Below are 22,824 nucleotides of genomic sequence, written 5' to 3'. Positions count from 1 at the left end.
TTCTACCCAGCCCAATCGCGCGCAGCGGATTTTTGCGCGGGTTTTGGGAACGCTTCCCTGGCAGATCGGGAAAAGCTCCCGCGCGGCTTACAGGCGCGTATGAGAAGCTTTACACAGACGTTAAAGAACGCGAGAACGCGCGACGCGCACACCAATAAAGCCGGCAGGAGACAAAACGATGAGCATGCGATTCCAGGCACGCCGAAAACGCCGCTTCCAGCGGCGTGCCGGCATCACGCTGTATTTCGGCGGTGCGCTCGCGGCCTTGTCGGCGAATGCGTGGGCGCAGGGTGAGCCGGCCGTTGCGGCATCGGCGCCTGCTTCTGCTTCATCGGCTGTACCTGCTGCATCTGCCGCGCCTGCTGCACCCACGGCTGCCGGCGACACCGCCAACAACGCCGCCAACACCAGCACGACGCCCACGACGACACTCGCGCCGATCGTCGTGGTCGGCACCACGCCGCTGCTCGGCATCGGCACGCCGCTCACGCAGGTGCCGGCCAACGTGCAGACAGTTCACGCCGCCGACATCCAACGGCAAGGGCGCCAGACGCTCACCGATTACCTCGCGACGAATCTGCCGAGCGTCAACATCGCCGATGCGCAGGGCAATCCGTATCAGATGAACCTGACCTATCGCGGCTTCACCGCGTCGCCGCTGCTCGGCACCCCGCAGGGTCTGTCGGTGTTCGTCGACGGCGTGCGCGTGAACGAACCGTTCGGCGACGTGGTGAACTGGGACCTGCTGCCGCAACAGGCGATCGACACGATCCAGATCATCCCGGGCTCGAATCCGACCTATGGCTTCAACACGCTCGGCGGCGCGCTCTCGATCACCACCAAGAACGGCAAGGACAACCCGGGCGGCGAGGCCGAGATCTCGGGCGGCTCGTGGGGACGCAAGGCCGCGCAGATCGAACAGGGCGGCACGATCGGCCAGAACCTCGACTACTACTTCACCGCCAACGCCGCGAACGACAACGGCTGGGCCGAGCAGAACGAGAGCCGCATCCGCCAGGTGTTCGGCAAGCTGCGCTATACCGACGCCGATACGACGCTGTCGTTGTCGGCGGGCGGCGCGGACAACGATCTGCACGGCACGCAAACCATTCCGCGCTCGTTCCTTGGCAATCCCAAACAACCTTATACGTATCCCGACCAGAACCAGAACACGGTCGGCTATCTGACGCTGTCGGGCGACCACTACTTCAACGACCACGTCGAGCTGAGCGGCAACGCCTATTACCGGCACTTCCGCAACACCAACACCAGCAGCAACGTCAACGAAGACTACGGCTCGGTGGAGGACGACGGCGACGTCGATACGTTGCAGGCAACCAACGAAAGGTCGACCGTGACGACCGACAGCTACGGCGCGAGCCTGCAGCTCACGCTGCTCGGCAAGCTCGGCGGCATGGAGAACCAGTTCATCGCGGGGATGGCCGTCGATGCCGCCGATTCGAGCTTCACGCAGTCGTCGCAGGACGCGGCCTTCACCGCCTCGCGCGCCACGATCGGCATCGGCGATTACGAGCAGCAGACCTACGCGAAAACACACAATACGAACTACGGCATCTATCTGTCGGACACGCTGTCGCTGACGCCGCACTGGTCGCTCACGCTCGCGGGCCGCTACAACTGGGCCGAGGCGACGATCGGCGACGCGAGCGGCGTGCAGCCGCAGCTCGACGGCCACCATACGTTCTCGCGCTTCAACCCGGCGGTCGGCATCAACTGGAATCCGACGCCGGCGCTCACGGCCTACGCGACCTACAACGAGGGCATGCGCTCGCCGACCGCGATCGAGCTCGCCTGCGCCGATCCGGCCGCGCCGTGTTCGCTGCCGAACGACTTCATCTCCGACCCGCCGCTCCAGCCGGTTATTTCGAAGACCTATGAAGTCGGCGCGCGCGGCAAGATCGGCTCGGCCACGACATGGAGCGCCGCCGCGTACAGCACGACGCTCGACAACGACATCCAGTTCATCAGCAGCAACGGCGCGGGAAGCTCGCAAGGCTTTTTCCAGAACGTCGGCCGCACGCGCCGGCAAGGCGTCGAACTGGCAGGCCAGACGAAGTACGGCCCGGTCACGGTGACCGGCAGCTATAGCTACGTCGACGCGACCTACCAGTCGAGCTGGACCGAAAGCAGTCCGAGCAATTCCAGCGCCGACGCCGACGGCAACATCACCGTCAAGCCGGGCGATCACATTCCCGGCATTCCCGCGACGACGGTCAAGCTGCGGCTCGACTACGCGGCCACCGCGAAATGGCGAATCGGCACGAATCTCACGTGGCGCGGCAGCGTTTACGCGCAGGGCGACGAAAACAACCAGGATGTGAACGGCAGGATCTCGGGCTATCTGCTGATCGACATGGACACCGCGTACCAGGTGACGAAGCAGTTGCAGGTGTTCGCCTCGGTGACGAACCTGCTCGACAAGCGTTACGCGAGCTTCGGCGCGCTGGGTCAGAATTTCTTCACCGGACCCAACAACACCTTCAACGGCGCGAACCCGGTCAACGAACAGTTCGTTGGGCCGGGTGCGCCGCGTGGCTTCTGGGTGGGGCTGCGCTACGCGTGGAAGTAACGGCGCACGGCAAGCCGCTCAATGCGATTCGATCGAGCCGTCGCTGTGCGGATAGGTGACGATGCCCCAGGCGAGCGGCAACTGGCCGATCTGCTTGATCGGCTGATAGCTCTTCGCGTCGAGCACGTAGACCGCATCGGAGCGCCCGCACGCCACCATCAGCTTCGAGCCGTCCGGCGTGAAACTGAAGTGCCAGCAGCGCTGGCCGACCGGCACGTCGGCGATATGCTCGTAGGTGTGGCCGTCGAACACCTGCACCGTCTGGTCGCGCGCCGCGGCCACGAACAGCCGGTGGCCATCGGGGCCGAACGCGACGCCATAGGGGCCGAGTTTGGTGTCGACGGTCTTGAGCACGTCGAACGTGTGCGCGTCGATCACGACGAACTTGCTGAGTGATTCGAGCGTGACCACGTAGTGCTTGCCGTCGGGTGACAGGCGAATGCCGCGCGGCCGCCCGCCGGGTGCAAGCTTCACGGTCCTGATCGGCGCACCGGTGCGCGCGTGATAGACCGACACCGTATCGTCGCCTTCGTTGGTGACCAGCATCTCCTGGCCGTCGCGCGAGAATTCGATGCCTTCGGTTTCGTGACCGCTCGTCACCGAGCGGATCACGCGCCACGTTTTCATATCGACGAGCGCGATTTCCGCGGGCGGCGGGTTGGCATCGTCGTCGTCCGCACCGGGTTTGCCGCCTGCTTTTGCGTCCGCCTTTGCGTCGGGCTTGCCTTCGGGCTTGCCGCCCGCCTCGGCTGCGGGCGGCCCGCCGTTTTCACCGGGCTCGTAGGTCACGTACGCATAGCCGTTGTGCACCCGCACATACTCGGGATTCTTGCCGATCTTCACGCGCTCGACGACCTTGCCGGTTGCCGTGTCGATCACCGCGAGATCGCCCGTGTTCTTGTTGGCGACGAGCAGGCGCGTGCCGTCCGCATTGAGGCTCAGGCCGCGCGGGCCGTCCGCGCCGACCGGAAAGGTCTGGGCGAGTGTCATCTGATCGATGTCGATCACGCCGACGCCGGCCTTCTCGCTCGTCACGTAGGCAAGCGGCGCGGCGGCCTGCGCGGCGCTCGCGGCCAGCACGAGCGCGCCGGCCAGCGCGATGGAACGGCGTGATTTTCGGTTGGGAATCCGTGTCTCCAGCATTGTTGTACTCCGTGGTGAAAGCGCTGCGCCGCGATGGCTCGCGTCATCGATTCAAAGTATCCCACCGTGCGATTGTTTGACAACGAAGATCGGGCGGGAGAATTTCCCGAATTGATTCGCGCGAGCCAGCGCGGGTTCTAAAACCCGGGGCACGGGGAGACAATAACCGCGGAGGTGGCAGTGATGCTGCAAGCTGTGATGGCAAACCCCGCAGGCCCAGGAAAGGCAATGCATCCCGCGACGGGTTACCGTCGTGCCGCGCTCGTGCTGGGCGTCGTGATCGCCGCGCATGCGGCTCTGCTGGCCTTGATGCTCGCGGTACGCGACAGAACACTCGAACGCCCCGTCGAACCGCGCACGATCACCGCCGTGCTGCTGAGCCCCGAACCCGAACCGCCCGCTCCCGCCGCCGCGCTTCCCGCGCCCGCCGCTCCCGCGCCGGCAACGCCGCCGGCTGCCCGCCCCGCCGTTCGCGTGAAACCCGTGCCGCCGCCGCGTGCGCATGCGCCACAGGTGCCGCGGGTGCCGCAGGTACAACGCGCGCCGCAGGAGCCCCCCAGCGTCACGACGCCCGCACCGGCGGCAACGGCGCAAAGCGCCGCGCCGTCCACTCCCGCGCGAGCGGCCACCGCTCCAGCGACACCCGCGCCCGCCGCGCCGATGGCGGCATCCGCACCCGCCGCCCAGCCGGCGATGCCCGCCTCGAGCGCGCCGAAAAACGTCTCGCACGTCGATTGCACGATTCCAAAGCCCGACTATCCTGACATCTCGAGGCGGCGCGGCGAGAACGGCACGGCCGTCGTGCGCTTCGTCGTGGGGCTCACCGGCCGGGTCGAAACGGTGGAGCTGCAAAAGAGCAGCGGCTATGCACGGCTCGACGACGCCGCGCTCGCCGCCGCCCATGCAAGCGCCTGTCAGCCATACAGCGAAAACGGCGTGCCGGTTCGCGCCGCGTATTCGCAATCGTTCGTCTTCGGGCTGGCCGACTGACGCCGCCATCGCGGCGGCGGACCGAAGGCACGGAACCGAAAACGAAGGACTGAAGACGAAAGATTGAAGACGAAGGACAACGAACCAGGGAAACCGCCATGCAACATTACGGACTCGCAAATGTCTGGGAATCAGGTGATCTCGTCACGCGCTGCATACTGTGCGTGCTGGTCATCATGTCGGTCATGTCGTGGACGGTGATCGTCGTGAAGCTGTTGCAGGTGATGCGGCTTCGGCGCGTGACCCGGCAGAGCGACGCGCGCTTCTGGAGCGCGGACCGCTTCGACGACGGCCTGCGCAGTCTCGGCTATCCCGAGTCGAACCCGCACGACAATCCGCTGCTCGCGCTCGCGCTGGCGGGCCATGAAGCTGCGACGCATCATCGGCAGACGCAGCAGCATCTGCACGACCGCATCGACGTGTCGGACTGGATCACGCGGCGCCTGCAGGACACGATGGACGAAACGGTCGCGCGCCTGCAAAGCGGCCTCGCGATCCTCGCTTCGATCGGCAGCACCGCGCCCTTCGTCGGGCTGTTCGGCACCGTCTGGGGCATCTACCATGCGCTGATCGTGATCGGCGAGACTGGGCAGACTTCGATCGACCACGTGGCGGGACCGGTCGGCGAATCGCTCATCATGACGGCGTTCGGGCTCTTCGTCGCGATCCCCGCCGTGCTCGGCTACAACGGACTGACGCGTGCGAACCGCTCGATCGTCGCCCGCCTGAAGCGTTTCGCGCACGGCCTGCACGCGTACTTCGTGACCGGCTCGCAATTGCCTTCGAGCGCCGGTCCGCAGATGCGGGTCGTGCCGCACAGCGGCAACGCCACCCGTGATGGAGACCTCGGATGGCAATGAGCCCGTTCTCCGACGACGACGATCAAGGTCTGATGAACGAGATCAACATGACGCCGCTCGTCGACGTCATGCTGGTTCTGCTCATCATTTTCCTCGTCACCATTCCCGCGATGCAGCACGCGGTCAGGATCGATCTGCCCCGCGCGAGCAGCCAGCCGGAAGCCGTCAAGCCCGCCCACGTCGACGTCGCGGTGCAGGCGGACGGCTCGATTCTGTGGGACGGCCAGCCCGTCACCGACGACGGCTTGCGCGCGCACATCGCCGAGGCCGCGCATGCCACGCCGCAACCCGAGCTGCATTTGCGCGCCGATCGCAAGGTGCCCTACGAGCGGGTGGCCGACGTGATGTCGGCGGCCCAGAGCGGAGGGCTGACGAAGCTCGGGTTCGTGACCGACCCGCAGCGCAAAAAATAGCGCGGTCGGGCATCAACCCATAAGGAGCAGCTTATCGGCGGCGAAAGAATCTCTGAATTCAAATCGGCCTGCGGCTCGGCTATCGTGGTGCGTGTCTGAACGGCAATCACCTTGGCAAGGACCCGACGATGCAAGCCCTTATCTTCGACGTCGACGGCACGCTGGCCGACACCGAGACCGCTCATCTGCACGCATTCAATGCCGCGTTCGCGGAAGCGAAACTCGACTGGTTCTGGGACGAGGCGCTCTATACGCGCCTTCTCAAAGTGGCGGGCGGCAAGGAGCGCCTGCTGCACTACTGGCGCACGGTCGACACAGAAGAAGCCGCGGGCGCGCAAGCCACCCAGGCCGCCGAGGCGCTGCACGCGCGCAAGACCTTTCACTACACCGAACGCGTACGCCGCGGCGGCTTGCCGTTGCGCCCCGGCATCGCGCGCCTGATGAACGAAGCGGCCGCGGCCGGCATGCGCATCGCCATCGCGACGACCACGACACCGGCCAACCTCGACGCCCTGCTGCAAGTCCATTTTGGTGCAGCTTGGCGCACGCGCTTCGCGGCAATCGGAGACGCGGGCACCACGCCGACGAAGAAGCCGGCCCCCGACGTCTATCACCATGTGCTCGAACAGCTCGGTCTGGAAGCCGCGGCCTGTCTTGCCTTCGAAGACTCCGGCAACGGCCTGCTCGCGGCGCGCGCGGCGGGTATTGCGGCCATCGTCACGCCGAGCACGTATACATCGGAGGACTGCTTCGACGGAGCGCTGGCCGTGCTGCCTCACCTCGGCGATCCGCAGACGCCGCTTGCCGGGCCGGTGCGCGGCGAACACCATTGCTGGGTGGACCTGGCGACGCTGCGCCGCTGGCATGGGGACGCTGTGCGTCACGCCGAGCGCGCTGCGCGCGTGCAGCCGAACACGGATCATCGAGCGAACCCAGGTGCGTCATGGCAATGAGCCGCCACTGCAACGCGCTGCTGATCGACCTCGACGGCACGATGATCGACACCGCGCCGGACATCGTCGCCGCCGTCAACGGCATGCTCGATGACCTCGGCGCGACACCGCTGCCGTTCGCCACGGTGACCGGGTTCATCGGCAACGGCGTGCGCAACCTCGTGCAACGCTCGCTGGAAACGGCGAAACCCGGCGAGCGGTTCGACATCGGGCACGCGCAGTGCATGTTCGAACGGCGCTATGCCGCGACCAACGGACAACTGGGCCGCGTGTTTCCGGGCGTGACTACCGGGCTGCGTGAATTGCGGCGGCGAGGGTATCGCGCCGCCTGCGTGACCAACAAACCGCAGGCGCTCGCGGCACCGCTGCTGGAAAAAACAGGACTGGCCGCTTATCTGGACGTGCTGGTCGCGGGCGACACGTTGACCAGCATGAAGCCGTCGCCCGAACCGCTTTGGCATGCGTGCCGGCTGCTCGATGCCGAGCCCGGAGATTGCGTCTTGATCGGAGATTCGGCCGTCGACGTCGCGGCGGCACGCGCGGCCGGTTTGCCTGTTTTCATCGTCAGCTATGGCTATGGCGGGCCGGGCGGTGCCGGCACGTTGCGTGGCGATGCGCTGATCGACTCGTTCGAAGCGTTGCCGGCGGCTTTGGCGCAAACGCGGCCGACCGAAAAAGCAAACGCGAACGCGAGCACAGGAGCGCACATGAGCACGAACGCGAAATAATGCTCACATACAACGCGCACATGGGAAGTAACGCGCACATCTGAACACTGCGTCCCGGCCGCGCAAAGCAAACATGCGTCGCCATCAGCCCGCCGATAACAACCCCGCCACCCGCGCCGATTTCGTCTGCACCGCGATATCCTTCGCCGTCATGCCCCGGTTGTCCTTCAACGACCGGTTCGCGCCGCGTGCGAGCAGCAACTGCGCGGTCTCCGCGCGATCGTATCCCGCCGCCCACATCAATGCGGTGAGATCGTTCTTGTAGGTGCGATTCACGTCGATACCCGTATCGAGCAACTGACCCACGACCTTCGTTTGCCCCTGGCCCGCCGCGTATTCCATCGCGGTCTTGCCGACGCGATCCGTCGCGAGAGGATCGGCGCCATGCGCGAGCAGCAGCGCGACGATTTCATCGAAGCCGCCATACGCCGCGGCCATCAAAGGCGTGACACCCGGCGCGCTCGCGTGCTGCACGTTCGCGCCGCGCTCGATCAGCGTGCGCGCCATCGCCGTATCGCCCTTCTTGCACGCGGTAATCAACGCGGTGTCGCCGATCCGGTTCATCGCGTCCACCGCCGCGCCGTGCTGCAATGCCGCGACGAGCGATTGCTGGTCGTCGTCCTTCGCGGCCGCGAGCAGCTGGCGGTTGATCGCCCCAAGGTCCTGCGCGAGCACGGGCACGCACGCACCGGATGCGGCGGCGAGCACAACGACAAACGCAGCGGCAAGCGCAACCGGACGAGCGAATGTTTCCTTCATGATGTCTGCCCCGTGCTACTGGAGATTGTTGATATAGGCGGCCAGATTATGGATGTCGTCGTCGCTCAGATTGCGCGTCACGCTCGCCATGTTGCCCGCATCATTGGTCCGCGTATGCGAGCGGAAGTCCTGCAACTGCTTGACGATGTACGGATACAGTTGGCCGGAGACGCGCGGAATCTCGTTCTGGCCGGCAAAGCCGCCGAGGTGGCACATCGTGCACAGCACCTCGGCCGATTTCTTCCGGCCCGCTTCGATGCTCGCGCCATCCGTCTTGTACGGTACGGGCACGAGCTTCTGCGCGGCGAAGTAGTCGGCAAGGTCCTGCATGTCCTCGCGCGAGAGATTCGCCGCCATCGGCGACATGCGCGGATCGCTGCGCCGCCCTTCCTTGAAGTCCTTCAGTTCGAGATAGAGATAGCGCGCAGTCTGCCCCGCCAGAATCGGATAGTCCGGATTGGTCGAATTGCCCATCGGACCATGACAGGCCACGCACACCTGCGCTTTCGCCTTGCCCGCCTCGGCATCGGCGCGCGCGCCCGACGGCAGCCATGCGGCCGCGAACCAGCCGCATAGCAGCACCGCCCATGCGCCGCGCACCGCTCTGCGCGCCGCTCTGCGCGTTTCCCGCGCTCCCCGCAGCGCCGGCCCCCTCATGGCAGCGCGAAGACGACCACGCTGTTGCCGCGCTTGTAGTCGAGCTGCGTATTGCCGCCCGCCGCGACCGCGATGTACTGCTTGCCGTTGACCGTGTACGACACGGCCGGCGCATTGACGCCCGCGCCGCACTGGAACTCCCAGAGCTTCTTGCCGGTGGCGGCGTCGAATGCGCGGAACAGGCCGTTGCCTTCGCCGTTGAACACGAGACCGCCCGCTGTCGCGAGCACGCCGCCGATCAGCGGCTGATCGGTCTTGTAGTCCCACGCGATCTTGCCCGTGTCGACGTTCACGGCGGACAGCTTGCCCCACTGCTGCTCGGACGGAATCACCTTGAACGCGCCGCCGAGCCAGAGCTTGCTGCCGCCCGGATAGGCGGCTTCCTCGACCTGATACGTCATCGGCTGATGCAGATTGGCCGCGTAGACGAGACGCGTGTGCGGGTCGAACGCCATCGGCGACCACTCGACGCCGCCGTTCGCGCCCGGCAGCATGCGTGCACCGTCGGCGGTCGGCAAGGCCCACATGTTTTCCTGCGGAATCATCGCCTGCGAATAGCGGATCAGGCGCCCGGTGGCGCGGTCGTGCACGTACACGTGGCCGGTCTTGCCGCCATGCACGATACCCGGAATCATCTTGCCGTCGTTGTCGCGCACGTCGATCAGCATCGGCGGGCTCACCGCGTCGAGGTCCCACACGTCATGCGGCACGTACTGGTAGTGCCATTTGTATTTGCCGGTATCGAGATCGATCGCGACGAGCGAATCCGTATACAGGTTGTCTCCCGGCCGGATCGCGCCATACAGGTCCGGCGACGGATTGCCCACGACGAAGTACACCGTATGCGTTTGCCTGTCGATTGCGGGCGTCATCCACACGCCGCCGCCGAGCGTCTTGTAGAAGTCGCCGCCCTTGTCCGCGAGCTGTTTCTTCTCCGCGGCGATGTCGCGCTTCTCGTCGCGGCCGGTCGCGTCTTTGGTGGCCCACACGCCTTCCTGGCCGGTTTCCGGAATCGTGTAGAACGTCCACAGCAACTGGCCGGAATTCGCATCGAACGCCTTGACGAAGCCGCGAATGCCGTATTCGCCGCCATTCGTGCCGATCAGCACCTTGCCGTCGACCACCGTCGGCGCCATCGTTTCCGAGTAGCCTTCGTCAGGATCGGCGATCTGGCTTTGCCACAGCACGTTGCCGGTCTTCGCGTCGAGCGCGACGAGTTTCGCGTCGAGCGTGCCCATATAGAGCCGGTTGCCCGAGATGGCGACGCCGCGATTGTTGGGCCCGCAACAGAACGTCGTGACCGGACCCATCTTGTGCTTGTAATGCCAGAACTCCTTGCCCGTCACGGCGTCGATCGCGTACACGTGGTTGAACGACGTGGTGAGGAACATCACGCCGTCCGAGACGATCGGCGCGGTTTCCATCGACTCGTTCACCGCCGTCTGGAAGATAAATGCCGGTCTGAGCTTCGCGACGTTCGTCCGGTTGATCTGCGAACCGGGGTAATAGCGCGTCTGCGCGTAGGAGCCGTTCGAATGCAGCCAGGCCGCCTGCGTGGTGGCGGCCCGATCGAGCTGCGCCTGACTCACGGGCTGAAGCGTCGAGGGCACCGGCGCAGCCGTGGTGGTCGAGCTGTTCTGAACTTCGTCGGCGGCGTAGGCCGCGGGCAAGCCGAATGCGGCGGCAAGCAATGGTAGGCCGACCATTCCTTGAATGCGGTTGAGTGGCATGAGCGTCTCCGTGCTTTTTATTGTTCCGATGAATTGCAACGCAGGAGTGCGGCATGGATTCACGCGGACGACTGCGTGAGAAAAACACGATGGCGCAACCCTCGCAGACAACAAAAGCGTACGACTTTCGAATCGTTGATAGCTTTGTCAGGACGGGTCGGCTTCGCAGAGGAGAGGGCGAGCTGATGCAGAGGTCCTCGAAAGGCCGGCTCGATTAAGCGTAGGCGATGTGTTGGGGATTTTCTAGACTTTCGGCTGGCTTTTTGGAAGGCGGGCGCCGTGGTTCGCAATCCGTAGTATTGGGAAACGTCCGCCGAAGAAATAGTGCTGGCGAATGCGCGGCCGCGTCCCCGCGCAACCGCCTCGCACCGGCGTGTGGCGCACGCTGCCCGCGCGGTTTAGACTGCGCGCTGGAACGAGGGGTGGGCAATGGATATCGTGCAGGCCATGAAAGTATTCGCACGCGTGGTCGAAACGAACAGCTTCACGCGCGCGGCCGAGACTCTGGATATGCCGCGCGCTCGCGTGACGGTGACCGTCCAGGCGCTTGAAGCCCGTCTGAAAACGCGCCTACTGCAACGCACAACGCGCAGCCTCAACCTCACGCCGGACGGCGCCGCCTATTACGAGCGGTGCGTGCGCGTCCTCGCGGACATCGACGACATCGAAAGCTCGCTTCTCGGCAAGCAGCGCACGCCGCGCGGCAGGCTGCGGGTGGACATGCCGGGCGCGCTCGGGCGCCTCGTCGTCATGCCGGCGCTAGGCAGCTTTCACGAGCAATATCCCGAGATCGACCTCGTGCTCGGCCTCGGCGACAAGCCCCTCGATCTCGTCCAGGAAGGCATCGACTGCGTGGTGCGCATCGGCACCTTGCAGGATTCATCGCTCGTCGCCAGACGTATCGGCATCTATCAGGCCGTCACCGTTGCGAGCCCGGCCTATCTGCAAGAGGCGGGTACGCCGGAAACGCTGGCCGAACTCGTCAACCATCGCACGGTGAACTACTACTGGAGCCGCACCGGCCGCATCATGCCCCTCACGTTCGAAGCGAACGGCGAAGTGGTCGAGGTCAAGATGCGCGGCTCCATTGCCGTGAACGACGCGGAAGCCTATCTGGGCAGCGCGCTGAATGGCTTCGGCATCGTCCAGGGCGCGCGTTTCATGGCGCTGCCGTACCTGGAATCGGGCGCACTGGTCGAGATTCTTGCGCAGTGGAAGCCAACACCGCTGCCCATTTCGGCGGTCTATCCGCATAACCGCCATCTCTCGTCGAGCGTGCGCGCGTTCATCGACTGGATCACCGGGCTTCTTCGCGACAGTCCGTTGTTCGCGAGCACGCCCGAAGTCGATGCGCGCTGCCGCCCCACGAGCATCGACGCCCAGGATGCCGGCGCGACCGGTTCCGCGGGAGATGAAGCGGAGCCGATTGTGTAGGGCCTGCTCACGCCCATTAAGGATGTGCGAACGAGCCCTTGACTAGGCGGTGGGCACGCGCGCGTAGCGGCCGGCGTCTGCCGTAAGATCCGGCTTCAGTGCCACAGTCGGCGCCAAAGGCTCGAAAGCCCTGTTGACGACGACGGCTCGATAATCCGCAACCTGTGCAGAAGCGGCACCACTGGATCGTCCGCGATGCCTCCCTACTGCACATCATCTCCAATGACCAGGATGCGCTCGCCCGCGGCATAGGGCTGCCACGCAACGCCATCGGCTGGAGCGCCATCGCGAGCGAAAGCGATCCACTGCGCTTGTAGCCAGCCCGAAATCCGCTGGTCTGTCTCATCGTATTCGTCGGCTGTCAGCGTGCCGAAAAGATAACGAAGTTCGGCTGTGTGTTTAGCGAGGAAGTTCGATTTCGCAGCGCCTGGTGACACCCGATCGAAGCGATAACAGTAAAAGCTATGCCCCGAGTCCAGAAGACGCTTTGCTGTTGCCAATAGAGGCTCCGCGAAGACGGCGTCGGTATAGACCCGATCGAATCGTTCGTACATCGAAGTCGCTTGAGCCGCTAGCTGGGAACGCACGGCGCGGGCCTGATTTCCTGCCAGGACTCTCGTCATCGCCCAAAGGAGTATTCGATTGTAGGGCAGCATTCCAGGCCGAATGAAATACCGGGCCTCATTTCGCGTAAAGCCGAGAAGAAGCGGCACAGATCCCAATGGCCGCGCGTCACTATCGACGGGCAGGATCACGCCATCGTTCACCGGCATCCACGCCAGATTTGCTGGCGTATGAACCTTTCCACGTTTCGGAATCACGCCGCTATAGAGATGAGAGGCCTCCTTGACGACCTCGGTCGGAAGCCGCCGCAGGTCATCAGGACCGCCACCCCCTAGATGCGCGATAAGCGCTTCGCTCGCCGCGTAGGTTTTCTCGTTGGGCGCGGAATGGTCAAATGCAAACCGCTCGCTACCGCCGCTTTGCAGGATCGCGCGATGAAACAGCCCCGAGGCTACCGGACAACTCAGCAACGTACGCACCGAATGGCCGCCAGCCGACTGACCGAAGACGGTGACACATCCGGGGTCGCCTCCATACTGCTCGATATTTTCCTGCACCCATCGAAGAGCCGCTATTTGATCCTGGAGACCAAAGTTGCTCCCAAATGCTGAATGCGCCAGATAGCCAAACGCGCCGAGCCTGTAGTTGAAACTGACCACGGTGACACCTTCTGCGGCGAGGCATGAACCGTCGGTTCCATCTTCACAACCCCCGCCACCCAAATAGCCGCCGCCGTGAATCCAAACCATCACAGGCTGCCTTGCTTGCGAATCCAGCGAACGCGTCCAGACATTCAGGTACAGGCAGTCTTCACTCTGGGACCTGGCGCGCGTCTGGAACACCGCGCCTGCAGTCTGAGGGCATATGGGGCCGAACTCCTGGGCCTTTCTGACACCTTCCCATCCGTCCATGGGACCCGGTGGCCTCCAGCGGCGTTCGCCGACGGGTGGCTTCGCATAGGGCACACCCAGGAACCTGAAAATCCCATTCTCACAGAAGCCCTCGATGAGACCTTGCCTGGTGCGTACGGTGGTATCCATAATTTGGCGTCAATAGCGGTGGTTGGTCGACATCCTGACGATGCCCCGTGCAGGCAATTCGCGTCACGGTCATCGGCTATCAGCCATTCCTAGCCAGACGGTGAACCGAGTTCCAACGGACTCGCTGCTCACCGTCAGCCGCCAGTCGTGTGCCAATGCGATTTCCCAGCATATTGCCAATCCGAGACCGGCACCGTCATGTTTCGCATCGGGTGCTCGCCAGAATCGCTTGAAGAGAAACGGAAGGTGTTCCTTCCGTATACCCAGTCCTTCGTCGCTAATCTCGATCGATGCTTCGTCAATCGTCAACGACACGCGGCCGTTTGCAGGCGAGGCGTTGATCGCATTCTCGAGGATATTCTTGAGAAGAATGAAGAGCGCGCTTTTGTCCGCCCGGATTGAAGCCGGTGTGCTGTGCTCGTCGATATGCAGCTTCACCCGCTTTGCATCGGCCTTGCGTGCCAGATACTCGACGACGTCCTGCGCCGCGTCGACAATGCTGACTTCGCCGAAGCTGAAATTCTGTGCCTCGCTGACCTCGGCCAGATGCAGCAACTGTCGCACCTGTCGCGACATCAGATCGATTTCGTGAATCAACAGGTCTTTCCCTTTGATCTCCGGCTGCAACTCGATCCCTGCACGAATCAATGTCAATGGCGTTTGCAGCTCATGCGCAGCGGCAGCAAGAAATTGCTGCTGAACCGTAAAGCCCTTTTCCAGTCGTCCAAGCGCCTCGTTGAAGCCGTTGATCAACGGCCTGATTTCGTTCGGAACACCATTCGTCGAGAGGCGTGTTTTCAGATTGCGCGGCGTAATCTGTGCCGCAGCTTCTGACGCATTCCGCAGGGGCCGGAGCACCCAGCGGATCGCAAATGGCAACGCCAGTCCAAAAATAGCGATTGCGACAAAAAAGACAATTCTGACGACTGCCGGAATAGGCTTGATCTTTAAACTGACGAGCGCTTCGATGAAACGCGCACTTGTCGCTGTCTGCACATAGAAGACGGCCTGCCCTCGAATGATGCGCTGCGTTACGACAAAGAATCGTCTGCCGTCGATATTCGAGTGAGCGATGTGACCAACGGCACCAGAGAAATCAGATGGAAGCCACGAATCCACGTTGCCTGTTTCGGTCGAAGCCAGCAGTACATGTCCCTGTTCGTCCAGCACGCGATATTTGAGTTCGGTGGGCGTCACCCGGAACATCCACGCGTCACGCTCCGGTAGTTGCATGGATACGGGAATGCCAGCTTCGTTGAAGCTGATTCCATCCGCAACCTTATGGGCATATTCCATCTGCATCCGTCGTCCGATGGTCTGCTCCGGATAGTGATCGAACGCGTAGATCACCGGCACAACAAGCGCCGTCAGACAGACTGCAAGTGGCACGACCGTGGTCATCCACAATCTTGCCGACAGACTTTGAAGCCAATAATTGAACATAACGGCGCTATCCGGAAATTTCCTGAAGGGCAAAGCCAGCGCCGCGCACGTTCATCAGACGCGTCTTCGTGCTGATTGCCGCGAGCTTCTTACGCAGCCGGTGCACAGTCACCTCCAGCGCATTCGGTGTGACGGCTTCGCCCAGGCCCCAGGCTGCATGCTCAAGTGCTGCGTGCCGAACCGTCAGGCCAGCTGCTTCGATGAGGCAAAGCATGATCTGCAGTTCGGCGGGCGCAAGCAGCACAGACTGAGCACCGGCACGCATCTCTCGTTGTTGAGGGTCGACCGTTACATCCGCAAACGACGCGACCAACGTTGTCAGTGCCACTGGACGTCGCATCAGGGTGCGCACCCTTGCAACCAGTTCACTCATTGCAAACGGTTTGGTCACGTAGTCGTCCGCACCGCTTTCAAGACCGTCGACACGATCGTGCAAGGCATCGCGGGCGGTCAGCATCAAACAGGGCATCATTTGTCCCTCCGCGCGCAACCCTCGCAGGAAGGTCAGCCCGTCACCGTCCGGCAAGCCCCGATCGATAATGACCACCGCGTATTCGGCGTGGCGTACGCCGTAGGTTGCCTCGGCGATGCTGCGGAACAGGTCCGCCTCGATTCCCACGCCCGCAAGGGCGTCGCGGACCATGCCGGCAAGGCGTTCGTGGTCTTCGACAATCGCAACTCGCGACATGATGCTGCTCTCACCTGAACTGATAGTTATAGCCGATGCTGATTTCCGGAATGAAGCGCTTGCCGACCAGTGGGCTGTCCGTGATGCCGTTGCCAAGGTGCGATACGCCGACGTTCAGCGCGATACGCTGCTGCTTCGTCAATCTGTAAACGACGCTCGTGCCCACTGACGTGTTCCACGTTGCCGTGCCCGTGTACGCCGGACGTCCGGGGCGCGCCTCGGATGGGCGAACGCCATAATAGTAATCAACATAGTCGCTGCTTAACCATTCGACACCCACGTGAGGCGTGATCGAAAAATCTCCGATGTCGAAGGCCTTGCTGTAGTCAATCCTGGCTCGCTCGCCCTTGTTCCCGCCGAGCAGGTAGCTCCCGGAAACTGTTCCGTAGGCGGTGTGCCACGCGAGCGCCGGGCCGTACCAGAACGCACCCTTGCGATCCTCCATGCCATTCAGGATGGGCGCATCGGACTGGTTATAGCCGTCGCGCAGCGAATAGTACCCGCGCAATGCCAGACTCACGCCGCTCCAACTCCCGATCTTCACGTCGACCGTAGTCGCCTGGACATGCACCCATTTGTTGTCGAAGGTAACGAGCGGAAACGGTACGACCTTGGTGCCATACCCGCTGTACGGCGACTCTCCAAAGCCCACGCCCGCACCGAGCCCCCAGTGCGTTACGTTCGTTGCATTGTTCAGAATTGTAAGGCCGGAATTTTCTGCATCGTTCTGATCGGTGCCGTTATCGTCGGCCCAGGCCGTTCCGAAAGAGAGCGCAATCGATACCACGGCCAGGAGAATCTGGCGAACCAGTAAGGGAGTCTTCTTCACAATCGTATCCACGGGGGCGGTTGACGCAACGGAGTCGACTCTATCGGCGCCTCACTTACCCAACACTTACTGGACAAAAGAATGTGATAGAAGAGTTTGAATTCTGTTAATCATGCAGCGGGGCTGAAGAGCTCCGTTGCCCGTTACTTCGCTTTGTTCGGTGTGCAACTTCATCGCCGACAACTACGCGACCCACAAGCATCCGAAGGTCAGAGCGCGGCTGACCCGACGGGCTCGCTAGCACATGCACGTCACACCGGCATATCCGGGTGGCTCAATCAGGCCGAGCGCCGGTTCGGGTTGATTACCTAACAGGCAATTCGTCGCGAACCGTTCGAGAGCGTGTGTCAACTGATCTCCAGCATCCAACGTTACGTCGATCCGTACAACGTCCATAAACGCCCGTTCATGTGGACGACCACCACCGATTCCATTCCTGAAAAGATCGAGCGTTTATGAAAAGCTGTTTCTGGGACAGAACACCAGGGCATCCATGTGCCCATCATGGGCGCATGAAACCTTCGCAACCGGCGTGCTCAGTCCGTGCCGGATTTCGGCGATCTGGGACCGTATAGCAGCCCATTAGGCGGCCCCGCATGCAGTAGCCGGTAACTCGTCACGGCAGCAATATCGTGACTTTTGTCCGTCAGCGAGTTGGCAATCTGTTTGACCGCCGCGTTCACGAGCATGCCGACCAAGCCGCCTCCACTGTAGTTGCCGCCCTCGTTGCTGTTGGCGCTTGCGCTCCCCTGCCACAGCACATCGCCAGTCTTCAGGTCCACCAGCTTCGCCGACGCCGTGACGACAGTCGCGCTATCAAGCACGTGATACACGGCGCCGAATTGCGTGATCTTCGAATACAGCACCGCGTCGGCGCCGAAAATCTCCCGAAGCTTCGCGGGCGAGGTCGCCTGAATATCGGCCGGGACGGTCAGGCCGTTCTGACGGAATGTCTCATCCATTACCGCCACTGGCACCACGTAATAACCCGATTCGGCGAGTGGCATGGTCATCTGCGAAAGCATGCTGTTCGTCGCCTGCACGTCGGTCGTCTCGTTTTCGGGCGGCAGAACGAGGATCGAATGCGGCCGGCTGTTTTTGAAAGCGGTGTAATCGACATGCTTGACGGGTTGCGCGCACGCAGCCAGCAACGCGAATGTCGAGAGGGCAAACCAAGGTCTGAAAGAAAGGAATCTGGACATGACGGCTCGCCTATGGCTGTTTCGTTTTATGTTTCATCAGGAAGTCCATGTAAGTCGAGGACTCCGGAAACAACTCCTTCTCGGCCCCGAACTGCTCCATGGCCGCTCCGTCCTTGCCAACGCTCGCGTATAGCATCCCGAGTTGCGCATGAAAACCCGGCGGAGGCGTAGCGTCCTTTGCGCGGATTTCCTGCAGCGATTTTTCAAGTGCGTCGATCTGCTGCTGCGGGTCCTTGTCTCGCTTGAGGTAGTCATAAACCGCTGGCTGGTAGCCGGTCCATTGGTAAAGGGGCGGCGGGCTGCTTGCCGCACATCCCGTGAGGAGCGCCGCAACTGTCATTGCCGGCAGCCTCATTCCCCGTATCCTGCCCGTATGTTTCATCATAAATCCCGTCAGTGTGGTGACGTGTCGCATAAGAATCTGTGCAACGTCGCTGCCTCTTGCGCCTATCGCGATACCTTGAGCACGCCCTCATCGACCTGCGCAGCCAGATGGTTGACCGCCTCCTGGATCGCGAGGTCAAGCACCTTGCCATTCAGGGCGGAGTCGTAGCTGGCGGTGCCCCCAAAGCCGATGATTTCGCGATTCGACAGGCTGTATTCCCCCGCCCCCTGGCTCGACGCCACGACTTCCGAGGTCGTGGTATTCACCACGTTGAGGCTGACCTTTGCATACGCGACCTGGTTCTTGCCGCTGCCGAGAATGCCAAAGAGCTGGCGATCACCCACTTCCTTGCGGCCAAACTCGGTGACGTCGCCAGTGATGACGAAGTTCGCGCCCTTGATCGCCTGCCCCTTCTTCATGAAGCCAGCTTCCTGACGGATTTCGTCGAGGTTGTCACGATCGAGCACATTGAAGCGCCCACTCTGCTGCAGTGCGGTGATCAGAATCGTCTTGGCCTGACCTCCGAGGCGGTCGACTCCGTCGGAGAAAATCCCTCGCATATAGCTGGACCGGTTGTCGAATTTGCCCACGGCCATCTCGATGCGCTGGCCCGCGTAGGGAGTCTGGGAAACGCTCACAGGCTGAACCGGCAGCGAATGCGACGACTCCGTTGCACATCCACCCAACGACAGGACGGTGGCAAGCACGGCAGATCCATAAATCTTTGACATGTTCTTCGTTCTCCTTTTCGATAAAACAGAAATGCTCGACGCCATCATCAGAATTGCGCCGTCACCTGAAAGCCGAGCGTCACCCGCGCCGTCGGAAAGCCCGAGGGCTTATAGACAGGGGTGCCGGCAAACAGGTCATAGGCGAGCGCACCGACCTTTGCCGATGTGCTGCCTCTGATGCCGACCACGGCGCCCACCAGTTGTGTACCGGCGAGATAGACAGCGCCCGGTCCGAATACATGGCCGTAGTCAATGCCCGCGTAGAACGATTGGCCTGTTGAGCCAATCGGCAACTGGAGTTCGTTGCGCCAGTAGAAACCGCGCTCGGCGGCCAGCATCGTTTCACCGTCGAAGCCGCGCACGGTGTAGCGGCTGCCGATCGTCAGGTCATCGATGTAGTTCAGCGTGTTGTTCGTGAACTGGCCATGCACGGACGTGACGTACCGGAGCGGCTGGCTCGCGATCTGGAACGGTACCGACAGGTTGGCGTCGAGCACGGCCATGCGGAAACGGTAGGTCGGGCCGTCGGGGTAAAAATCCGGTGTCGCGCCGAGGCCACCAATGCCTTGACGATATGCAAGCGACCCGTCGAACTGCGCGGCACCGAAGTAGTGGCGATCGGTCAGCGCCGCTTCGATGAACGTGTTGTTGCGGTGCTGCTGCGGGATATCGATGTCCTCGATGAAGCTCTCGCCAAAGCGCTTCGTCAGCCGGAACTGCGCGCCGAGGACATTGTTCTGGCTGCGCATCAGGACGCGTTGCAGCCTGAGGTCGACCGTCTGCGCATTGCCACTGGAGACGAAGGTCTGGTTGGCCCCCGCGATCTGCTGGTAGTACGTGTTCGTGTACGCCGACAGTGTGCCGGTCCAGTAGCCCCACGGAACCGAGTACGAGCCATTCCAGCCATGCGAGCCCAGACTTTTGTCACCGAATTCGAGGTCCTGGCTCACGCCCACGTCGAAGATGTCGTTCAGGCCGAGCGGGTTGTCGAGGCCGAGGCTCAGGTTGCCTTGCAGTTTGCCGGTCGCCCGCGTGCCGGAGTTGTCGATCGAGGCGACGACGGTCCACGGCTTCGTGCGCTTCACATCCAGTACCACGTCGCTTTCGCCGGGGATGCTGGTGGGGACGATCTGCATGGACACGTCCTGACTGGCAACGCGCTTCATCTGTTCGAGGCCCTGTTCGAGGTCACGCAGGTTTAGTACGTCGCCGTCGCGCGTCGGGAATGCAGACTTCCATGTGCCGCGTGTGGCCGGATCCGAGAATCGGATCTGATTGATCACGCCTGGCACGAGCGCGAACTTAAGTGTCCCGGTTGAGAGATCCTGTTCGGGTAACAGGACGCGCGTCGTGATGTAGCCGCGGCCCAGGATCTGCTGTTGCAGGCTTTTGGTGAGCGTATCAATGCCCTGTTTGCCAACGCATTGACCTCTGTAGTGGTCGAGCCATTCGCGCACAAATGCGAAGCGGTCGAGCGGCAGGGCAGATGCGCCTTGCGCACGCACTGGATCGGGGAGTGTCGATGGTACGTCCAGCACGGATCTGTCGATGCGGAAACACGGCGTTTCGACCGGCAGGTCGGGCCAGCCCGAAGCTTGCTCGATAGTCGAGCGTACCGAGGGTGCGTTGACGGCCGCCTCGCGTTGCTGCGCTTCTTGCTGTTGTTGAACCTGCTGGTTCTGTTCCGAGTTGGCGCGTGCTGCTGCGGCCGTGTCGGCGGGTGTTGGCGTCTGCTGCGCGTGGGACGCGAGCGATACCATGGCTGTGAGCGGCAAGGCCGCCAGCCGTGTAGGAATTTTCATCATTGTTCTATTCGCTGGTCTATGCATTAGTCGATAAGACCGTCGGGCGCATAGACCATTACTCCTTTGTGCGTTGCCAGAATGCAGCGCTGCACGGGGTTCATGAATTTTCGACTTGATTTTGCGCAGTCAATGCATTAGGTTCGTTACATATTTTGATAGATCTAGCCTTGGATATTCTCTTCGCAATTCAGGCAATACGCCTTCAACGTAGTTCGAGATATATACCGGAGCCCAGTCCTTGGTCGTGTCACTCTTGAGCCCGAGCCAGAGAGAACTTGGTGGGACGTGATAAAGCTTTCTATCGACTATGTGTTGGCGTTCTGCATCACAGCGATATTCTTCTGGAACTTTATTAAAAACCGAACCATTGTAGATAGACCAGCTTTTTATCAATGTTCCGACATAAACAATCTGTCCGTCTGTAACTATGAATCGAACCGGGTCGCTTGAGACCATCGGTCGATAGGCACCTGTTGAGATTTGTCGAATTGTATATTCGCCTACTGGCAACTGCATTGCGAAGACTGAAACTTTATCAGGGTATGTTCCGGTGTAAACCGTTTCCTCGCCGGTCTTAATATTGCTCACAGAAAACAAACCGCCTTCGCAGCGCTTTCCGAACACGATTCCCATGCCGAGGCTTGGGCCAGAAAGCTCCGATGCTGTATATCTCTTATTACTTGGCTGGTTCATTGCACAACTAGAAAGCAATAATGCAGTGAAGGCAGCAAATGATAATTTAAAGATTTTGAGATTTTTCAAGATATTTCCTCAATGGCGGGAACGCCTCAAATTTTCTTCAGCAAGCTGTACCTCCTGCGTTGCGAGCGTCATTCGAACCAAATTGCGAAGGCGCAGGAATTTTCATACAACATTTGTCCTGACTGCGATGGACTTCGTTTCATCAGGATGCAACTGCCGGTTGAGCCGATCCGCGTTCGCGCCTTCGAACATGCCCAGAGTGCTGCTCAATCGTCTCAGCGATGCGGGTGACTCGCCGTGGGGGCAAAGAAATAAACTCCAAGCGCAACAACGATGAGAATCATCAGGATAACGAGCAATAGATTTCTCCAACCTCTGCTAGTTGTCGGAAGGTCGCCTAAGCTCCCACCTGCACCCCCAGTGAAAAGCTCTAGAGCAACAAGAAGCAAAGCGGCGAGAACCATCGTTGCCTTCGCGATCGTACCGAAGAACAATTCGGCGAAGCGGTAGGGCCACGTGGAACGGCGTGGCCCTACCGAGGGACGGCGAAAATCCGGACGCATGATATTTCCGCAATAACTCGGTTTGTTGTTTCAGCCAGTCCAATTAGCAGAGTAGACCACCTACCACCACACTGGAAATTGTTCGATTTGATTCTTTATATGTGCCATTGTGTCTTCGTCGATGCGCGAGCTAAACGCCGCCGTCACAGTCGTGCCATCCAAGCCACTTCGCTTGATTTCCCATGACATTTCCGGCATCCCAGCCGATTTTCCAAGGCGTAAGAGAAAATAGTTATTCATATCGGCAAGACTTGCCTCGGCTGCGTCGAGGTCATTCAATCTCGAAACAAACTCGTCCCAACTGACGCAAGCAAACCATAGACTGCTGTGGTAACTAATATCTTGCCCGAACTGCTGTATCTCGGCCGATACTTGCATCCGCATTGACGGAACATGCTCATCCGTTTCGACCAGATCGAAACTCAACCGAAACGGCTTCTGAATCCTGATTTCCATATGCGAATCTCCGGCGACGACATTCGTGACAAGCCTCTCGACGTCGTCAAGTTTCTATTGCTGTGGCCCGCGTCAATCCGTCATCTAAATTCTTCCGGAATGCCTTGTTGTTGAGGCTCCCACTTCCAATCCATTGGCTTCTTTTTTCGATCGAACCAC

General features: G+C 61.6%; 21 protein-coding genes. 7 read left to right on the top strand and 14 right to left on the bottom strand.

Going from position 1 to position 22,824, the window contains the following annotated elements:
* The first annotated feature begins 178 nt into the window (after positions 1 to 178).
* Positions 179 to 2,590 carry a TonB-dependent receptor gene (locus B9Z01_RS28880; RefSeq protein WP_143809100.1) on the top strand — a complete coding sequence of 804 codons (2,412 nt, stop codon included), beginning with the start codon at positions 179 to 181 and terminating at the stop codon, positions 2,588 to 2,590.
* A gap of 18 nt (positions 2,591 to 2,608) precedes the next feature.
* Here B9Z01_RS28880 and B9Z01_RS28875 read toward each other — a convergent pair whose 3' ends face one another.
* The gene (locus tag B9Z01_RS28875; protein ID WP_085488980.1) at positions 2,609 to 3,733 is read right to left on the bottom strand and encodes a YVTN family beta-propeller repeat protein; all 1,125 of its coding nucleotides are present in this window, start codon (positions 3,731 to 3,733) and stop codon (positions 2,609 to 2,611) included.
* Positions 3,734 to 3,961: 228 nt separating this feature from the next.
* Here B9Z01_RS28875 and B9Z01_RS28870 point away from each other — a divergent pair, with 228 nt between their 5' ends.
* The 5 genes from B9Z01_RS28870 to gph all read left to right on the top strand — a co-directional run bounded on the left by B9Z01_RS28870 (position 3,962) and on the right by gph (position 7,677).
* Positions 3,962 to 4,723, top strand: a complete 762-nt coding sequence (locus tag B9Z01_RS28870; RefSeq protein WP_244196185.1) for a TonB family protein — start codon at positions 3,962 to 3,964, stop codon at positions 4,721 to 4,723.
* A 98-nt stretch (positions 4,724 to 4,821) separates the two neighbouring features.
* Entirely contained in the window at positions 4,822 to 5,583 is a 762-nt protein-coding gene (locus B9Z01_RS28865; protein WP_085488978.1) for a MotA/TolQ/ExbB proton channel family protein, read from the top strand.
* Entirely contained in the window at positions 5,574 to 5,996 is a 423-nt protein-coding gene (locus B9Z01_RS28860; RefSeq protein WP_085488977.1) for an ExbD/TolR family protein, read from the top strand. Before B9Z01_RS28865 ends, B9Z01_RS28860 begins: the two co-directional genes overlap by 10 nt.
* Positions 5,997 to 6,124: 128 nt before the next feature.
* The gene (locus B9Z01_RS28855) at positions 6,125 to 6,949 is read left to right on the top strand and encodes an HAD-IA family hydrolase (RefSeq protein ID WP_085488976.1); all 825 of its coding nucleotides are present in this window, start codon (positions 6,125 to 6,127) and stop codon (positions 6,947 to 6,949) included.
* Positions 6,940 to 7,677, top strand: a complete 738-nt coding sequence (gene gph, locus B9Z01_RS28850; RefSeq protein ID WP_085488975.1) for a phosphoglycolate phosphatase — start codon at positions 6,940 to 6,942, stop codon at positions 7,675 to 7,677. Before B9Z01_RS28855 ends, gph begins: the two co-directional genes overlap by 10 nt.
* An 84-nt stretch (positions 7,678 to 7,761) precedes the next feature.
* On the opposite strand, the gene B9Z01_RS28845 is transcribed toward gph, so the two are convergent.
* Genes B9Z01_RS28845 through B9Z01_RS28835 form a run of 3 tightly spaced genes read right to left on the bottom strand, consistent with a single transcriptional unit; the run spans position 7,762 to position 10,823 of the window.
* Positions 7,762 to 8,436, bottom strand: a complete 675-nt coding sequence (locus B9Z01_RS28845) for an ankyrin repeat domain-containing protein (protein WP_085488974.1) — start codon at positions 8,434 to 8,436, stop codon at positions 7,762 to 7,764.
* 15 nt (positions 8,437 to 8,451) lie between these two features.
* Positions 8,452 to 9,093, bottom strand: coding sequence for a c-type cytochrome (locus B9Z01_RS28840; RefSeq protein ID WP_085488973.1), 642 nt, complete (start codon positions 9,091 to 9,093; stop codon positions 8,452 to 8,454).
* On the bottom strand, positions 9,090 to 10,823 hold the full coding sequence (locus B9Z01_RS28835) for a pyrroloquinoline quinone-dependent dehydrogenase (RefSeq protein ID WP_143809099.1): 1,734 nt from the start codon (positions 10,821 to 10,823) through the stop codon (positions 9,090 to 9,092). Before B9Z01_RS28835 ends, B9Z01_RS28840 begins: the two co-directional genes overlap by 4 nt.
* 429 nt (positions 10,824 to 11,252) lie before the next feature.
* On the opposite strand from B9Z01_RS28835, the gene B9Z01_RS28830 reads away from it, so the two are divergent.
* Positions 11,253 to 12,257, top strand: coding sequence for a LysR family transcriptional regulator (locus tag B9Z01_RS28830; protein ID WP_085488972.1), 1,005 nt, complete (start codon positions 11,253 to 11,255; stop codon positions 12,255 to 12,257).
* 203 nt (positions 12,258 to 12,460) lie between these two features.
* Here the strand turns inward: B9Z01_RS28830 and B9Z01_RS28825 are convergent, their stop codons facing one another.
* From B9Z01_RS28825 to B9Z01_RS28785, 10 genes are all read right to left on the bottom strand, one after another.
* Positions 12,461 to 13,861 carry a carboxylesterase/lipase family protein gene (locus B9Z01_RS28825; protein ID WP_085488971.1) on the bottom strand — a complete coding sequence of 467 codons (1,401 nt, stop codon included), beginning with the start codon at positions 13,859 to 13,861 and terminating at the stop codon, positions 12,461 to 12,463.
* A gap of 69 nt (positions 13,862 to 13,930) precedes the next feature.
* Positions 13,931 to 15,262, bottom strand: coding sequence for a sensor histidine kinase (locus tag B9Z01_RS28820; protein ID WP_244196184.1), 1,332 nt, complete (start codon positions 15,260 to 15,262; stop codon positions 13,931 to 13,933).
* A 49-nt stretch (positions 15,263 to 15,311) separates the two neighbouring features.
* Positions 15,312 to 15,992 carry a response regulator transcription factor gene (locus B9Z01_RS28815; protein ID WP_085488969.1) on the bottom strand — a complete coding sequence of 227 codons (681 nt, stop codon included), beginning with the start codon at positions 15,990 to 15,992 and terminating at the stop codon, positions 15,312 to 15,314.
* Between the two features lie 10 nt (positions 15,993 to 16,002).
* Positions 16,003 to 16,821, bottom strand: a complete 819-nt coding sequence (locus B9Z01_RS28810; protein ID WP_085489091.1) for a MipA/OmpV family protein — start codon at positions 16,819 to 16,821, stop codon at positions 16,003 to 16,005.
* Between the two features lie 536 nt (positions 16,822 to 17,357).
* Complete coding sequence (locus B9Z01_RS28805; protein ID WP_085488968.1) at positions 17,358 to 18,023, bottom strand: DUF799 domain-containing protein; 666 nt, start codon at positions 18,021 to 18,023, stop codon at positions 17,358 to 17,360.
* Positions 18,024 to 18,033: 10 nt separating this feature from the next.
* Positions 18,034 to 18,378 carry a DUF4810 domain-containing protein gene (locus B9Z01_RS28800; protein WP_244196183.1) on the bottom strand — a complete coding sequence of 115 codons (345 nt, stop codon included), beginning with the start codon at positions 18,376 to 18,378 and terminating at the stop codon, positions 18,034 to 18,036.
* Positions 18,379 to 18,470: 92 nt separating this feature from the next.
* A complete protein-coding gene (locus B9Z01_RS28795) occupies positions 18,471 to 19,139 on the bottom strand; it encodes a CsgG/HfaB family protein (RefSeq protein WP_085488967.1) in 669 nt (222 codons plus the stop codon).
* 47 nt (positions 19,140 to 19,186) lie between these two features.
* Positions 19,187 to 20,941 (bottom strand): ShlB/FhaC/HecB family hemolysin secretion/activation protein, encoded by a 1,755-nt coding sequence (locus B9Z01_RS28790; protein ID WP_085489089.1) that lies wholly within the window; start codon positions 20,939 to 20,941, stop codon positions 19,187 to 19,189.
* Positions 20,942 to 21,070: 129 nt separating this feature from the next.
* Positions 21,071 to 21,706 (bottom strand): hypothetical protein, encoded by a 636-nt coding sequence (locus tag B9Z01_RS35170; protein ID WP_143809098.1) that lies wholly within the window; start codon positions 21,704 to 21,706, stop codon positions 21,071 to 21,073.
* 563 nt (positions 21,707 to 22,269) lie between these two features.
* On the bottom strand, positions 22,270 to 22,665 hold the full coding sequence (locus B9Z01_RS28785) for a hypothetical protein (protein WP_085488966.1): 396 nt from the start codon (positions 22,663 to 22,665) through the stop codon (positions 22,270 to 22,272).
* Positions 22,666 to 22,824: the final 159 nt, after the last annotated feature.

It is taken from the genome of Paraburkholderia susongensis, assembly GCF_900177725.1.
GTDB lineage: Bacteria > Pseudomonadota > Gammaproteobacteria > Burkholderiales > Burkholderiaceae > Paraburkholderia > Paraburkholderia susongensis.
This window is presented reverse-complemented; position numbering and strand designations above follow the sequence as displayed.